At 58.4% G+C, this 14,954-nt stretch carries 16 protein-coding genes; 2 read left to right on the top strand and 14 right to left on the bottom strand.

From position 1 onward, the window contains the following. Positions 1-54 precede the first annotated feature (54 nt). A complete protein-coding gene (locus ACTHSL_RS04980) occupies positions 55-600 on the top strand; it encodes an NAD(P)H-dependent oxidoreductase (RefSeq protein ID WP_040665801.1) in 546 nt (181 codons plus the stop codon). Between the two features lie 10 nt (positions 601-610). Here the strand turns inward: ACTHSL_RS04980 and ACTHSL_RS04975 are convergent, their stop codons facing one another. Both ACTHSL_RS04975 and ACTHSL_RS04970 read right to left on the bottom strand, forming a co-directional pair. Next, complete coding sequence (locus ACTHSL_RS04975) at positions 611-1,009, bottom strand: hypothetical protein (protein WP_009311147.1); 399 nt, start codon at positions 1,007-1,009, stop codon at positions 611-613. Between the two features lie 303 nt (positions 1,010-1,312). Then, positions 1,313-3,358 (bottom strand): TonB-dependent receptor, encoded by a 2,046-nt coding sequence (locus tag ACTHSL_RS04970; protein ID WP_440380562.1) that lies wholly within the window; start codon positions 3,356-3,358, stop codon positions 1,313-1,315. Positions 3,359-3,762: 404 nt separating this feature from the next. On the opposite strand from ACTHSL_RS04970, the gene ACTHSL_RS04965 reads away from it, so the two are divergent. Beyond that, positions 3,763-4,389: a TetR/AcrR family transcriptional regulator gene (locus tag ACTHSL_RS04965; RefSeq protein ID WP_440380561.1), complete on the top strand. Its 627-nt coding sequence runs from the start codon at positions 3,763-3,765 to the stop codon at positions 4,387-4,389. Positions 4,390-4,454: 65 nt separating this feature from the next. Here ACTHSL_RS04965 and ACTHSL_RS04960 read toward each other — a convergent pair whose 3' ends face one another. The 12 genes from ACTHSL_RS04960 to aroG all read right to left on the bottom strand — a co-directional run bounded on the left by ACTHSL_RS04960 (position 4,455) and on the right by aroG (position 14,808). Next, the gene (locus ACTHSL_RS04960; protein ID WP_440380560.1) at positions 4,455-5,507 is read right to left on the bottom strand and encodes a Gfo/Idh/MocA family protein; all 1,053 of its coding nucleotides are present in this window, start codon (positions 5,505-5,507) and stop codon (positions 4,455-4,457) included. A 14-nt stretch (positions 5,508-5,521) separates the two neighbouring features. Then, a complete protein-coding gene (locus ACTHSL_RS04955; RefSeq protein ID WP_440380559.1) occupies positions 5,522-6,841 on the bottom strand; it encodes a nucleotide sugar dehydrogenase in 1,320 nt (439 codons plus the stop codon). 184 nt (positions 6,842-7,025) lie between these two features. Further along, complete coding sequence (locus tag ACTHSL_RS04950; protein ID WP_440380558.1) at positions 7,026-8,201, bottom strand: DegT/DnrJ/EryC1/StrS family aminotransferase; 1,176 nt, start codon at positions 8,199-8,201, stop codon at positions 7,026-7,028. Positions 8,202-8,275: 74 nt separating this feature from the next. Continuing rightward, positions 8,276-8,962: an acetyltransferase gene (locus ACTHSL_RS04945; RefSeq protein WP_440380557.1), complete on the bottom strand. Its 687-nt coding sequence runs from the start codon at positions 8,960-8,962 to the stop codon at positions 8,276-8,278. Between the two features lie 81 nt (positions 8,963-9,043). After that, positions 9,044-9,652 carry a sugar transferase gene (locus ACTHSL_RS04940; protein ID WP_440380556.1) on the bottom strand — a complete coding sequence of 203 codons (609 nt, stop codon included), beginning with the start codon at positions 9,650-9,652 and terminating at the stop codon, positions 9,044-9,046. Between the two features lie 16 nt (positions 9,653-9,668). Next, positions 9,669-10,061, bottom strand: a complete 393-nt coding sequence (locus tag ACTHSL_RS04935) for a hypothetical protein (RefSeq protein ID WP_440380555.1) — start codon at positions 10,059-10,061, stop codon at positions 9,669-9,671. A gap of 58 nt (positions 10,062-10,119) precedes the next feature. Next, positions 10,120-10,515, bottom strand: coding sequence for a hypothetical protein (locus ACTHSL_RS04930; RefSeq protein WP_049251681.1), 396 nt, complete (start codon positions 10,513-10,515; stop codon positions 10,120-10,122). A gap of 113 nt (positions 10,516-10,628) precedes the next feature. Continuing rightward, positions 10,629-11,006, bottom strand: coding sequence for a hypothetical protein (locus ACTHSL_RS04925; RefSeq protein ID WP_107885733.1), 378 nt, complete (start codon positions 11,004-11,006; stop codon positions 10,629-10,631). Positions 11,007-11,060: 54 nt separating this feature from the next. After that, positions 11,061-12,230 carry a glycosyltransferase gene (locus ACTHSL_RS04920; RefSeq protein ID WP_440380554.1) on the bottom strand — a complete coding sequence of 390 codons (1,170 nt, stop codon included), beginning with the start codon at positions 12,228-12,230 and terminating at the stop codon, positions 11,061-11,063. Positions 12,231-12,278: 48 nt separating this feature from the next. Continuing rightward, the gene (locus ACTHSL_RS04915; RefSeq protein WP_440380553.1) at positions 12,279-12,578 is read right to left on the bottom strand and encodes a hypothetical protein; all 300 of its coding nucleotides are present in this window, start codon (positions 12,576-12,578) and stop codon (positions 12,279-12,281) included. After that, a complete protein-coding gene (locus tag ACTHSL_RS04910) occupies positions 12,527-13,597 on the bottom strand; it encodes a glycosyltransferase (RefSeq protein WP_440380552.1) in 1,071 nt (356 codons plus the stop codon). Before ACTHSL_RS04910 ends, ACTHSL_RS04915 begins: the two co-directional genes overlap by 52 nt. 167 nt (positions 13,598-13,764) lie before the next feature. After that, entirely contained in the window at positions 13,765-14,808 is a 1,044-nt protein-coding gene (gene aroG, locus ACTHSL_RS04905) for a 3-deoxy-7-phosphoheptulonate synthase AroG (protein ID WP_440380551.1), read from the bottom strand. Positions 14,809-14,954 lie beyond the last annotated feature (146 nt).

Here is a 14,954-nt window from a genome sequence, read left to right as displayed (position 1 = left end):
CTGTTTCCGGCTGCCTACAATCGCACCGTTTTCAATATCCAAGAAGGAATAATCATGACCCTCGTCATTTTGGCGCATCCCGATTTCAGCCGGTCCGTAGCCAACAAAGCCGTTGTCGGACATCTGCAGAACAGCGGTTTGGACATCGAAATCCGCGACCTCGCCGCACTGTATCCCGACTACCGAATCGATTCCGCCGCCGAGCAGCAGGCATTGCTGCGCCATCGGACCATTGTGTTTCAATATCCGCTCTATTGGTACAACATGCCCGCGATTTTAAAGCAGTATTTCGACTGCGTGCTGACTTACGGTTTTGCCTACGGTACGGGCGGAGATAAATTGAAGGGTAAAAACTTCGTGCCCAGCATCACCATCGGCGCGCCCGAACAGGATTACCGAGCCGACGGCGAGGCGCATTTCCGTGTGTACGAGTTTTGCAAGAATCTCGAACAAACGGCCTATTACACGCAAATGAACTATATCGACCCGTTTTATTTCCACGGCACGTCGCCTGCGCTTTACAGTACGGATGAAATCAAAAATCGGGCGGAAACCTGTGCGGAAGGATTGGTAACGCTGCTGCGGCGGTTGGAAAGATAAAGCGCTGTTTTCAGACGACCTTCAACGCTTCTTCCGCCCGCAGCAGGGCGGTCTGCTCGTCGGCTTCGACGATGTAGTTCACGCCCAGCGCGGGGGCGAGTTTGGACGATTGTTCGCGGAAGAATTGCAGTTGCGCCGCATCGGGTTCGATGAGGAGCATGGCGGCACAGCGTTCGGCGAGTTGCGGCCGGTGTGCCTTTATCCATTCGATGTAGGTTTTGCGGTCGGCAATGCGCTGTTCGTCGCTCACCTGTCGCCGCATGGGGGTGCAGACGGTGGCGAAGCGGCGGTTTTGGTTTAACAGGGTTTCGAATTCGGCCAGCCAGTCGGCAAAGTCGGCGACGTGGGTCAGGTCGGTCAGGTAGATGGTGCCTTCGGGCAGGGTTTTGGCGGGGGTGAAGTAGTGCATGGGATTCCTTTGGGTGTTGGGGAAGCAGGGTAGGTCAATAGTTGGGCATTTATGTTTGGCTTTTTATTAGATTTCTTGTGCCGTCATTCCCGCGCAGGCGGGAATCCAGAATGGAGACTCAAAGGCACTTCTTTATCCGATAAGTTTCTGTACGGATGGGTCTGGATTCCCGCTTGCGCGGGAATGACGGCAGTCGGTTGTTACGGCCGTTTCAGACGACCTTCGTTATTCCAGTAACCGTAGGTAGGGCATTGATGCCCGATCTACGTTTTTTTCAGACGGCCTCCATCATTTCAGCCACGCCTAAAACTTCCATTCCGCGCTCACGCCCACGCTTCTGGGGCGTTGGTAGAGCGCGTCTTGGCGGTCGGTGCTGGAAATGAAGATAGGGCGGCGGCGGTTGAACACGTTGTCGGCGTAGAGCGAGATGCGGCCTTGTTTGAAGTTGTAGGCGGTGTAGAGGTTGACTTGGTTGTATGCGCCGATTTTGCCTGATTCGGCATTGTCGGCGGCGGAGTAGTAGCCGCTGTAGAAGTGCACGTCGCCGCCGGCTTCCCAGCCTTTGTCGTTCAGGTATTTCACGCCGATGTTGGCGGTGTATTTGGGTGCGCGGCCGAGTTTGTTGCCTTCGATGCCGCTGTCGGGATAGCTTTTGATTCTGGTGTTGAGCAGCCCCAGTCCGGTGGTGAGTTTCAGGCTGTCGGTCGCCTGCCAGTCGGCGGCGAGTTCCGCGCCGTAGGTGTGGACTTTTTTGGCGTTGCGGATGACGACGGAGTTGGTGCCGAGATAGAAGGGGAGCTGCATGTCGCGGTAGTGGTTCAGGAACAGGTTGCCGGAGAGTTGCAGGCGGCGGTCTGCGCTGCGCCAGCGGGTGTACCACTCGTAGTTGTTCACATATTCGGGTTCATAAGTGTAGGTTACGACGGGGCGGCCGAAGGTGATGCCCGCGCCGCCGGGATTGTAACCGCGCGCGGCTTTGATGCCGCTGACCCATTGGTCGGTGGGTTTGAAGGCAATGTCGATTTTGGGCAGGAACACGGTCTGGCCTTTGTCTAAATCGAGGTGCAGTGCGCCGCTGCCGCCGCTTCGTTTGTGCGTTTCTTTTTCAATGCGGGCGGCGGCCGTGATGTCCCATTTTTCGCTGGGGCTGTATGTGGTTTCGGCAAACAGGGCGCGCACGCTGTTGCGGTCGTCAAAGGTGTTGCGGCCGCCGACGCTGCGGATGTCCACCCATTCGTCTTGTTTGCTGCGGAAGTAGTGCAGTCCGGCAAGGCCTTTCAGACGGCCTTTGTTGGAAAAATGCAATACTGGCTCCCATTGCAGTTCGCGGCCTTTGAGTTCGGCGGGCACGCCTTGCGGGCTGACGGTCATCGGCAGGTGCAGCCGCTCGTTGTGGTAGCGGCCGTAAACCAGTTTGTTTTCCAGTTTCAGATAGTCGTTAAGCTGCCACGATACGTCCCAGATGCCCGATGTCGAGCCGGTTACGAACACGGGCTTTTCTTTTAAAAAACGGCGGCTGGCGGTGTTGCCCATGATTTCGTTTTGCGGCGCGCGCGAACGGATGTGGTTCAGCGTCAGGCGGCTGTAAAAATCGGGATGGTTTTCGGGCGTGAGCAGGAGTTTGAAGCGCACGTTGGTGTTTTCCACGCGGCGCGGGTTGCCGGTCGGTTCGTAGGACACGAACGGCTCGTAACTTTCGCGTTGCTGCCGCTCCGCGCTCAATCTGAAGGCAAGGTTATTTTTCACAATCGGACCGGACACTACGCCGGCGATGTTGCGCGTTTTCTGGTTGCCCAAACCCAAGCGCAGCGCGCCTTCCCATTCGTCGGTCGGGTCTTTGGAGCGCATCACCACCGCGCCCGCCACCGCGTTCTGCCCGCGCACATGGCTTTGCGGCCCGCGCAAGACTTCCACCTGCTGCATGTCCCACAGCGACTGCGTGCCGAAGGCGAATTCATTGTAAGTGGCGGAGCGGCCGTCTATGGACAGGTTCAGGCGCGGCCGCGTGCCCGCGAAAAACGCCACTGCGCCGACAGCGGGGCCGGAGCCGTCCACGCCGCGCACGGTCGGCAAATCGTTGCCGCTGCCCAAGTCCACCGTGTTCACGGTCTGTTTGAGCAGGTCGGTCGCGGAAAGATTGTGGCCGCTGCGGTCGATGTTCGGCGTGGTGAAAACGCGGTTGGACGTGGCGGTTTCAAAGCCGCTGCGGTTGGTGCGTTCGCCGGTTACGACGACTTCTTCCAACTGCACCTGTTCCGCGTTTTGCGCCGCATCGGCGGCATAAATCCATTCGGAGGCAAAGGTGGCGGCAAGCAGCAGCGGCAGGCGGCGGAGGGTAGGTTTCTGCATTTCCTTATCCTTTCAGACGGCATACGTCGGGGCGGATTGAACATCAGACAATCCAACCGCTCCGTCAGTATGCAAATATTTGTTGTTTACACATTTACATAAAACAAACTATTAATGTAAAGTATAAGAAACAAAAAACAGGAATGCAAGTGTTTATCATTCACTTTACTTCCCCCTTTTTATAGCCAACTATCTTAAAAACAATTCCCTCTCCCAGTTCGGCGGGAGAAGGTTTGGGAGGGCAATTCCGCGGCCTTTATGAATTTGGTTTGCTAAGCATCCGACAGCCCCCTCATTCGTAGGGTGTAGCGGAGGGACAAGGAAAGAGGTCGTCTGAAACGCCGCCGTATTGCCATTGCCGTCGTGGGGAAATATGATGAGTATCCGACTTGCGGATAACTTTAATGAACACCCTTTATGAACAAAATCAAAACCTTCCTACCGTCATGACCGCCAGCAAACAACAAACCATCGCCGACACCGCCCGCCGCCTGTTCCGCGAACACGGCTTTTCCGCCGTATCCGTAGGCGGAATCTGCGCCGAGGCCGCCGTCAGCCGCGTTACCTTTTACAAACATTACAGCGGCAAAAACGCGCTTTTGCAGGAAATCGTTACCGAGCAGAAAAACCGCGTCCGTGCCGAATTTGAGGCGCTACTTGCACGGCAGTGCAGCCTGCGCGAAGCCGCCGAAGCCGTGTTCGCCCTGCAACGGCAGTCGTTCGACGAGCTTTATTCCGCCGCCTTCCTGCGCGACATTGAAGAGAACACCGATTTGGAGCTGGAACGGTTTTTCCATGAGTTGAACGAAGAAAAATACGCCTTTATGCGCGGTTTCTTCCATACCCTGCAACAACGCCGCCTGATTCAGCCCGATTTGCCGGTGGAACTCATCGACCTGTTCATCCGTCAGGCGGATATATTGATGCGCCATTCGCAACTGGCCGCGCTTTATGCCGCTGCGCCGCAAAAGCTGCCGCAGGACGTATTGGGATTGCTGCTGCACGGCTTGGCGGGAGAGGGCGGAAAATAACGCAAGGCCGTCTGAAACCCTGTTTCGGGTTTTCAGACGGCCTTTTTTATGATTGCTGCCGTTTATCAGTACACCAGCGGCAGCGAAACCGTTTTATGGTCGCGGGCGGAGAGGTAGGCGGCGATAATCAGTTCCAGCGATTTCAGGCCTTCGCGCCCGTCGGTAACAGGCTCGGCTTGGCCGCGCAATACGTCGATGACGTTTTTGTAATACAGCGGGTGGCCGAAACCGTATACCGAAGTGGTTTCGTAGTTGGCGGTTTTAATTTGTTCGTCGTAATCGCGTTCGTCGGCGAAGTTCCATTCCTGAATTTCGTTCACCGCCATGCCGCCGATGCGTACCGTGCCGGTTTCGCCCAGAATGGTAATCGAGCCTTCGAGGTTTTTCGGGTAGGTGCACATGGTAACGGCCATCGAACCGAGCGCGCCGTTGCGCCAGCGGATGTTCATCACGCCGGTATCTTCGGCTTCGATGTCGCGGTGGGTGGAAATCATCGCCTGCACGTCTTCGACCGGGCCGATGAGCCATTCCATCAAATCGACGTAGTGGCTGGCCTGGTTCATGAACGCGCCGCCGTCAAACTCCCAAGTGCCGCGCCAACCGTTGCCTTGGTCGTAATACGACTGCGGGCGCGTCCAGAAGACGTTTAAATGCACCATGCAGATTTTGCCGAAGCGTTTTTCCGTTACCGCGCGCTTGAGCAGTTGCAGCGTGGCGTTCAGGCGGTTTTGTTTCACCACGAACAAGCGTTTGCCGGCTTTGTCGGCGGCTTGGACCATGCGTTCGCCGTCGTGCAGGCGGGTGGCCATCGGTTTTTCGGTAACGACGTGAAAACCGGCTTCCAATGCCTGTACTGCCTGCTCGGGGTGCAGGCCGGACGGGGTGGTGATGACGATTACGTCGGCATCGGTTTCGGCCAGCATTTCCGCGTAGCGGGCATAACCTTTTGCACCGGTGCGTTTGACCGCCGCTTCAAGTGCGGCGGGATCGGTGTCGCACACGGCAACGAGTTCGCACTCGTCTTGCAGCGATTCGAACGAACCGAAATGGTTGTTGGAAATGCGACCGCAGCCGACCAGGGCGAATTTGATTTTGCGGTTTGAGATGGTTTCGAACATTTTCAGACGGCCTCTTATGCTTTAACGATGTTGTCGTGTTTGCCCGAATATTTGCCGCGCGTATCGACAATCAGTTTGGCGTGTTGTTTCAGCAGATCGTAATCGAATTTGTCGTGGTCGGTGGTCAGCACCACGCAGTCGTAAGAGGCGATGCTCTCGGCGGTCAGCGGCACGCTTTTCAGGTCGAATTTGTGTTCGCGCATTTTCGGGAACACGGGCACATGCGGGTCGGAATAGGATATTTCCGCACCGAGGTCGCGCAAGAGTTCCATCACTTCCACCGACGGACTTTCGCGCATGTCGTCTACGTTTTTCTTGTAGGCGATGCCCAATACCAACACTTTGCTGCCCTTAATCGAACGTTGGCGGTCGTTTAACGCCAGTGCGGTTTTATTGACCACATATTCGGGCATGGAAGAGTTCACTTCACCGGCAAGCTCGATAAAGCGGGTGTTCACGCCGTATTCGCGCGCTTTCCAAGTCAGGTAGAACGGGTCGATGGGGATGCAGTGGCCGCCCAAGCCCGGGCCGGGATAGTAGGCGACGAAGCCGAACGGTTTGGTGGCGGCGGCGTCGATGACTTCGTGGATGTCGATGTCCATTTTGTCGGCGACGATTTTCATCTCGTTCACCAAGCCGATATTGACCGCGCGGTGGATGTTTTCTAGAAGTTTAGTCAGTTCGGCAGCCTTGGTGGAGCTGACGGGGACGACTTTGTCGATGGCGGGCTGATACAGCGCGAGGCCGACTTCCAAACAGGCCGGTGTGTGGCCGCCGATGACTTTCGGAATGGTGCGGGTTTCAAAATCGGGGTTGCCCGGGTCTTCGCGTTCGGGAGAGTAAACGAGGAATACGTTTTCGCCGACTTTCAAACCGCCTTCTTCCACGCGCGGCAGCAGCTCTTCTTCGGTCGTGCCCGGATAGGTGGTGGATTCCAGCGACAAAACCTGGCCCGCGCGCAGATACGGTTTTACCGCATCGGTGGTGTCGATGACGAAACTCATGTCCGGTTCGCGGTATTTGTTCAGCGGGGTCGGCACGCACAAAATCACGGCTTCCACTTCGCCGATGCGGGAGAAGTCGGTGGTGGCTTCGAAACCGGCGGCGCGGGCGGCGGCGATTTTGTCGGCCGTGATGTGTTCGATATAGGTTTCGCCCTTGTTCAGCTTATCGACCTTTTCGGCGTCGATGTCGAACCCCAGTACCTTAAAGCCGGTTTCGGCGTAGCGCAGCATCAGCGGCAGGCCGACGTAGCCCAGGCCGACGATGCCGATTGTGGCGGTTTTGTCACGGAATTTGCCGATGGCGGATTGTTTGATTTCGGATGCTTGCATAGCGGATGCCTTTTTACTTCTTGAAAGCCGTTTTCAGACGGCCCGTCAAACGGTTGAGGCCGTCTGAAAAGCGCGCCCGGCCCGTTTCAGACGGCCTCGGTAAGGGATAAAACGGAAACGGCGGATTGTACTCCATTTTGTTTTCAGACGGCCTCAATCGGGGGAGGCCGTCTGAAAAAACGGTTTATGCCGTGGCTTCTGCCAATACGGCTTCGATGTGTTCTTTGCAGAACGCGATTTCGCCGTCGGTCAGCGTCGGATGCACCAAGAACATCAGGCTGGTGTTGCCCAGTTCGACGGCGTTTTTCAGCCGCTCTTTCGGCCGCCACGGCGTGTTGTCGAAGGCTTTTTCCAAATAGACTTCGGAACAGCTGCCTTGATAGCAGGGGACTTTGCGCGCGTTCAGTTCGCCTACGATGCGGTCGCGCGTCCAGCCTTCTTTGAGGTGTTCGGGTTTGACGAAGGCGTAGAACTTGTATTGCGCGTGTTCGATGTAGTCGGCGACTTCAATCAGGCGGATGCCGGCGAACTTGCCCAAACTTTCTGCCAGCTTGGCGGCGTGCGCTTGGCGGCGCGCCGTCCATTCGGGCATGCGTTTGAGCTGGATGCGACCGATGACTGCCTGCATTTCCATCATGCGCCAGTTGGTGCCGAAACTTTCGTGCAGCCAGCGGAAGCCGGGGGCGTGTTCGCGGTGGTACACGGCGTCATAGCTTTTGCCGTGGTCTTTGTACGACCACATTTTGCTCCACAGCTCTTTGTCGTTGGTGGTGACCATGCCGCCTTCGCCGCCGGTGGTCATGATTTTGTCTTGGCAGAACGACCATGCGCCGACGTGTCCGATGGAGCCGACGGATTTGCCTTTGTATTTCGCGCCGTGCGCTTGGGCGCAGTCTTCGATAACCCACAAATCATGTTCTTTTGCCAAGTCCATGATGCCGTCCATTTCGGCAGGCATACCGGCGAGGTGGACAACGATGATGGCTTTGGTATTCGGCGTCAGCGCGGCTTTGATGGTTTCCGCGCTGATGTTTTGGCTGTTCAAATCCACGTCGGCAAACACGGGGTTCGCGCCGGCGGTAACAATGCAAGAAGCGGAGGCGAGGAAGGTGCGCGAGGTAACGATGACGTCGTCGCCTGCGCCGATGCCCATTGCTTTAAGCGCGACATCGAGTGCCAGCGTGCCGTTGGAAAGGGCGACGGCGTATTGCGTGCCTGCGAAGGCGGCGAATTCTTTTTCAAATTCGCGGCATTCGCTGCCCGTCCAATAGTTGACTTTGTTGGACAGCAGGACTTTGGAAACGGCATCGGCTTCTTCTTGGGTGAAGCTCGGCCACGGGGAGAGGGCGGTGTTAAGCATGACGGGGTCTTAACCGGAAAACGAAACGGAGGATTGTAGCTTTTCAGACGGCCTGTTTGAATACGGCGGCGGATTTATTTTTGCCCGTCCGCTTGTTCGGACTTAGCCGCCAAAGTATTTTCAGACGGCCTGATTAAGGGTTTGGCCGGATTGCCGACGACGGTCAGGCCGTCTGAAACATCGGATACCACCGCCGCGCCCGCGCCGACAATGACGTTGGCACCGATTTTGACTTGCTGGCGGGTACACGCGCCTATGCCTATCCAAGAACCGCCGCCGATTTGCGTGCCGCCCGCCAGGTGCGCGCCGGGACTAATGTGGACGAAGCCGCCCAGAATGCAGTCGTGGTCTATTGTGGCGGCGGTGTTGACGATTGCGCCGTCGCCGATGCGGCAGCACGGCTGGATGACGGCTTGTGCGAAGACCACGCTGCCTGCGCCGATTTCGACATCGGGCGCGATGACGGCAGTCGGATGAATGATAACGGGCAGGGAAAAGCCCAGCGCGGCAAAACGGCGGCAGAGGCGTTCGCGGACGGCGTTGCCGCCGACGGCCACGGCCAAATCGTATTCGGCGGGTAAAACGCTCATGCCCGCCAGCTCTGTGCAGCCGATGACGGGCAGGCCGAGTATTTCTCCTTCCGCTTCGTCATCGAGAAAGACGATTTCCGTCCAGCGGGCGGCGGCCAGTGCGGTGGCGGCAACGACTTTGCCGTGGCCGCCCGCACCGATGATGGCGAGTTTTTTATGTGTTTTCTGCATGGGTGTTTCCAAGATTGGAGGCGGCAGGCCGTCTGAAAGTGCGGTTTCGGCAGGGCGGAAACGGGTTTCGGACGGCCGGTTTTATGCGTCGTCGTTGCCGGTGAATTTGGCGGCGGTAGCTTCGCCTTCGCTGTTGATGCCGCTGCGGTCTAAGACTTTTTTAACCGTTAAAAAGAGGATTTTTATGTCTAGAAGCAGGGAGCGGTTTTCGACATACCATACGTCGAGGCGGAATTTTTCCGGCCACGAGATGGCATTGCGGCCGTTTACCTGCGCCCAGCCGGTGATGCCGGGGCGCACAAGGTGGCGGCGGCGTTGTTCGGCGTTGTAAAGCGGCAGGTATTCCATCAGCAGAGGGCGGGGGCCGACGAGGCTCATGTCGCCCTTCAATACGTTCCACAGTTCGGGCAGTTCATCCAGGCTGGCGGCGCGCAGTTTGTGTCCGAAGGGTGTGAGGCGTTCGGCATCGGGCAGGGGGCGGCCGTTTTCGTCTTCCGCGTCGCGCATGGTGCGGAATTTGTACATCACGAAGGGGATGCCGCCGCGTCCGGGACGGACTTGGCGGAACAGGACGGGCGTGCCGAGTTTGCGCCGTATCTGCCAGGCGAGCAGCAGCAGGACGGGCGACAGCAGGACGAGTGCGGCGGCGGCGATGATGATGTCGAGCAGGCGTTTGACGAGGTCGGTCATGGTTTTCAGACGGCCTTTATTTGGCTTTCGCAGGGTTGCCGTTCAGTGCTTCCATGCACAGTTGATATTCGGCCTTGCCCGCATCGCGTGCGAAGATTTCATAGTCGGATTTCGGGACTGCGTTTAAAGCTGATTGCGGCAAACGGTATATTCCGCGGGCGACGCGGGCGATTTGCCGTTCGACGAAGGCGCGGGTGGCGTCGTTTTGGGCAACCACCATGTAGCGTTCGGTCATTTTTTCCATTGCCTGCCCGATGTCCGTACCGGCCAGCCTTTCGCCCATGGCGGTTTGCGCCATCAGGCCGGTGAGGATGCATCTGTCTTGGACGGAGGCTTCCCGAGGCTCTGCGGATGCGGCGGAAAAAGCGGCGGCAAAAAGTATGGCGGCGGCGTATTTTGATGTGTTCATTGGTATTCCTCGGTTTGACAAAAGGCCGCCTGAAGCTTTTTCAGACGGCCTTCATCGCTTATTCGGCCATGTTTTTCATGCAGACTTCCATTTCGGCCCTGCCGGCTTCCATGGCCAGTTCCTCGTATTCTGCCGGTTTTACTTTTAAGCCGGCTTGTTTGGCTTCTTTCAGGATGACTTCGGTTTTTTTCAGTGCATATTGGATTTGTTCCCTCATGACTCCGGACAGGTTTTTATCTTCTGCAAAGGGTTTGAGGTATTTGGCTTCCAGTTTTTTTTGTACGGCCGGGCGTTTTTCGCCTTTCAGGCCGGACAGCATGGAGTCGTATGCCATGTTGGCGGCTGCGTTGCAGAAGGCTTCGATGCCTTTCTGTTTGTCTTCTTCAGACGGTGCGGCAAAGGTGGCGGAGGCGGCCAGCAGCAGGACGGCGGTGAGGGTGGCTTTGGTATTCATGTTTTTCCTTTTCGGTCGGTATCGTGTTTACGGGGGTAGGCGGGTTGCCTCGCATTGCAGGCCGTCTGAAGGGTGGGATTTTCGGTTTCAGACGGCCTGATTGGCGGATTCTATCAGTTTGACATTGCGGCTTCCATGCATAGTTGGAATTCGCCTTTGCCGACTTCTTCGGCAATGTATTTGTAATCCGATTTTTCCAGGTTCGGGTTCAGCTTGGATTGGTAGATTGAGCCGGTCAGGCGTGTGACGGTTTCTTGAACCATTTCGCGGGCTTTGACGTGTTTGGCCGCAGGCATGAAGCGTTTCAGCAGTCTTTTTTCGGCTTGTTCGCGTTTTTCGCCGTTCAGTCTGGCCAATACGGCATCATGGGCGATGGTGGCGGAAAGTTTGCAGAAGGTGGTTGCCGCTTCGGAGGCTTGTGTTGTTTCGGCGGCGAAGGCGGGAGCGGTTAAAACGGCGGCCAAAACGATGGCGGCGGTGCGGGTTTTCATGGGAAGTCCTTTTGGGGTTTGTTATGCCGTGTGGACGGCGGGAAGCGCGGTAATTTACACGAAGCCTTCTATCATGGCAATGATGCGGCGGTAGGCGGTGTCGCGGTCGAAGCGGCGGGCGATTTCGTCGCGTTGCACGGGGGCTTGGCGGTTGTGCGTCAGGCGGCGGTAGGCGGCGGCGAAGTCCGCGCCGTTGCCCGAGCGGTAGTGTTCGTGCGGCAGCAGGTTCAGCAGCCGGTGTACTTCGGGGTTTTGCTGGCTGTTGAGGATGGGTTTTTGCAGTGCCATGTAGTCGGACAGTTTGTTGGTGACGGACTGCATGGCGTAGCTGTGGATGGGGTTTACCGCGATGTCGCAGCCTTTGGCCAGGGACATCATTTCACGGTAGGGCAGGTAGCCGTGGAAGATGATGCCGCCGTCTGAAAATTTTTGTTGCAGACGGGCGAGGTCGGGGCCGCCGCCGCAGATGTGCAGTTCTACCGCTTCGCCCGCCGCTTCGAGCAGGCGCACGCCTTGGCAGACGGTTTCGACGTCGTAGCTGTGGCTGAGGGTGCCGAGGTAGAACAGGCGGGTTTTGCGTTCGGCGAAGCGGTGCGGCGGGATGGCGGCGATTTCGCCGAAGTCGGCACCGATGTAGACGGTTTCTGCGGGTACGTCGGGATTGGCGGCGCGGGCGCGGGCAAGGTAGCTGTCGGAGACGGCGATCAGGCCGTCAGCGCAGGCGTAGGCGCGGTCGGCGCGACGGGCGAAGGGCAGGCGGCGCGGCGGGAGTTTTTTGATGAAGGGCAAAACGGCGGAGAAGGATTCGGGCCATACGTCTTGCACGTCGGTAATCAGTTTGAAGCCCAGCCGTGCTTTGTGTCGCCCCAGCAGGATGTTGCTGCCCATCAGCGGGTAGGCGGAATAGACGACATCCTGCGAATACGGCGGGCAGTTTTGCAGCCAGCGTTCGAGATTTTTGACGAAGGTGCGGTGGCTTTTCAGGCGGGTGGGGGAAACGTTTTTGCGGTAGCCGTCTTCAGCCAGCAGCATGACTTTCAGACGGCCTTCCGATGCGGCGGCCGCGTCCTCGGGGCGGCGGAAGGTTTTGTCGTGGTGGCGGAAATTGCTGGTAATCAGCAAAACGTCGTGCCGTTCGGCCAGCCGTTCGGCCAGATAGCGGAAACGGTTGAAGTAGGGTTCGTTCGGCAGCGAGCAGAAAGGGGCGGCGATGGTGATGTTCATGGTGCGGGAGGCCGTCTGAAAAAGGGGGCTATTGTAAGGGCGGCGGTTTTATCCGCAAAGTGTGTGCGGGAGGCCGTCTGAAAAACAGTTTGCCGCCATGTGGCGGGCGGCGGTCGGGCGGGGCGGTTTCAGGATGGTTTTCTGCCGCCGGTGCGGGTTTTGTATGTCGGGTTTGCCGAGCGTGTGCGCTTCGGCAAGCCGCGGCCGCAGGCTTGGTTTTCCGTCGGGCGCGGTTTTGCGGATGAGGCCGTCTGAAAGCGTGGTTTGGTTGGATGAAACGGTTTTTTCAGACGGCCTTACAGTGCGTAGGCGGCCATGGTCGTGCGGTAGATTTCGTCGTCCGAACACAGGCGGGTAACGCGTTCGTGCAGGGCGTTGCCGAAGGTTTGACGCAGTTCGGGCGATCGGACGAGTTGTTCCAGTGCGTCGGCCAGCGCGGTTTGGTCGTGCAGCGGGGTGCAGAAACCGGTTTTGCCGTTTTCCACCATTTCGGCAATGCCTGCCGCGTCGTAGCTGGCGACGGCGGTGCGGTACAGCCCGGCTTCCAAAATATTGTTGCCCACGCCCGCGCCGTGGTCGCCCGCGCAGTCCAAGGTGTTCACCAGAATATCGGTGTCGGCGAAATAGGCGTTCAAATCCCGCACCGCGCCGAGGAAGGAAACTTTGTCGGCAATGCCCAGCCGTCCGGCCTGCGCTTCTAGGGCGGGGCGTTCTTCGCCCGTGCCCGCGATGTGCAGTCGGACGGGCAGGCCGCGTTGCAGCAGGGTGTGGAAAACGTCTATCGTCAGGTGGACGGCGCGTACTTTGTCCAAGCGCGACAATGTGCCGAGCATAACGAAACCGCGCGGCGTTTTGGCGGAAACGGCGGGGGCGGGCGGCAGGGCGTTGTAGGTGTAGGCGGTGCGTCCGGCGGGAAAGCCGTGGCGGATGAGTTTCTGCTGTTCGTGGCGGCAGTTGGCGATGATGTATACGCCGAGCTTGGCAAACAGGCGGGCGATTTTGGGATAGGTTTCGGGGTTCAGGCCGCGCGCGTGGTAGAAAACCTTGCTGCGCGGCGAGCAGGTTTTGGCCGCTATCGCGCAGGCGGGGACGATGCGCGCCATTTGGCAGTGGACGATGTCGGGGCGTTCGCGGCGCAGCAGGCGGGCGAAGGACAGGGCGGCGCGCAGGTAGCCGGTGCGGCCGCCGCCGTAAAAGTCAATGTTTTGCCAACGCATGCCCGCGGCTTGTGCGTCGGAGACCAACGGACCGTCGGATGCGGCCAGCAATACGTCGTGTCCGTGCCGTGCCAGCAGGCTGCCGAGGCGCAGGCTGGCGGTTTCGGTGCCGCCCAGCCCGCCCATGGAGGTGGCCAGTATGATTTTCATGGGTGTTCCGTGTGTTTGAAGGCCGTCTGAAAGAAAGGTTTGCGGTTATAGCAGGCCGTTTGTCCGACGGCAATCGGTATTTGCGATTCTGTCCGGCGGCTGATGCGGAAAGGCCGTCTGAAAATGCGGGTGGTGCTTTTCAGACGGCCTCGGACGGTGTGCGTGCGTCAGGGGCGGTTGCGGACGGCGTCAGCCAGCAGGGCGAGCATTTCTTCGGTGGTGTCCCAGCCGATGCAGGCGTCGGTGATGCTTTGGCCGTAGGTTTCGGGTTTGTCCTGACGGCCTTCGACGAGGTGGCTTTCCACCATCACGCCCATGATGTTTTGTTCGCCGTTGCGGATTTGCGCCGCCACGTCCTGAGCAACTTCCATTTGGCGGGTGTAGTCTTTGCGGCTGTTGGCGTGGCTGCAGTCTACCATCAGGCGGGGGCTGACTCCGGCTTTGGTCAGTTGGGAAACGGCGTCTCGGACGTGTTCCGCGCTGTAGTTCGGCTCTTTGCCGCCGCGCAGGATGACGTGGCAGTCGGGGTTGCCCGCGGTGTGGACGATGGCGGAGTGTCCGGCTTTGGTAACGGAGAGGAAGTGGTGCGGGTGGGAGGCCGCGCCGATGGCGTCGATGGCGATTTTGAGGTTGCCGTCGGTGCCGTTTTTGAAGCCGACGGGGCAGGACAGGCCGCTGGCCAGTTCGCGGTGCACCTGGCTTTCGGTGGTGCGCGCGCCGATGGCGCCCCAGGAGATGAGGTCGGCGTAATACTGCGGGGTAATCATGTCGAGGAATTCGGTGGAGGCGGGCATGCCGAGGTTGTTCAAGTCCAACAGCAGGCGGCGGGCTTGGCGCAGGCCGAAGTTGATGTCGAAGGTGCCGTCCAGATAGGGGTCGTTGATGAGGCCTTTCCAGCCGACGGTGGTACGCGGTTTTTCAAAATAAACGCGCATGACGATGAGCAGCTCTTTTTCGTATTTTTGACGCAGGGGCAGCAGACGGCGGGCGTATTCGAGGGCGGCTTTGGGGTCGTGGATGGAGCAGGGGCCGATAACGGCGAGCAGGCGGTTGTCGCGGCCGTGGATAAGGTCGGCGATTTGGTTGCGGGTGCTTTCGACGAGTTCGGCCGCCTTGTCGTCCAGCGGCAGTTCGTAGAGGTGGGCGATGGGGGGCAGCAGTTCGTCTATGCCGTTGATGCGGATGTCGTCGGTTTTGTTCATGCGGTTCATGGCTGTGTCCGTTGTCGCGTTGTTTTTGTCAGGCGGGAAGGATAGCCGCCCCGGCAGGGGCTTGGCAAGATGGAGTTTGCGGGTTTGTGTTATTAAATTGCTTAATTTTCCGTTTTCGGCGTTGTTTGTTATTTGATGCGCCGTTT

It is taken from the genome of Neisseria sp. P0008.S010 (genome assembly GCF_051962715.1).
Taxonomy (GTDB): domain Bacteria; phylum Pseudomonadota; class Gammaproteobacteria; order Burkholderiales; family Neisseriaceae; genus Neisseria; species Neisseria elongata.
Note: the sequence above shows the minus strand (reverse complement) of the source record. Positions and strands in the feature narration are given on the sequence as shown.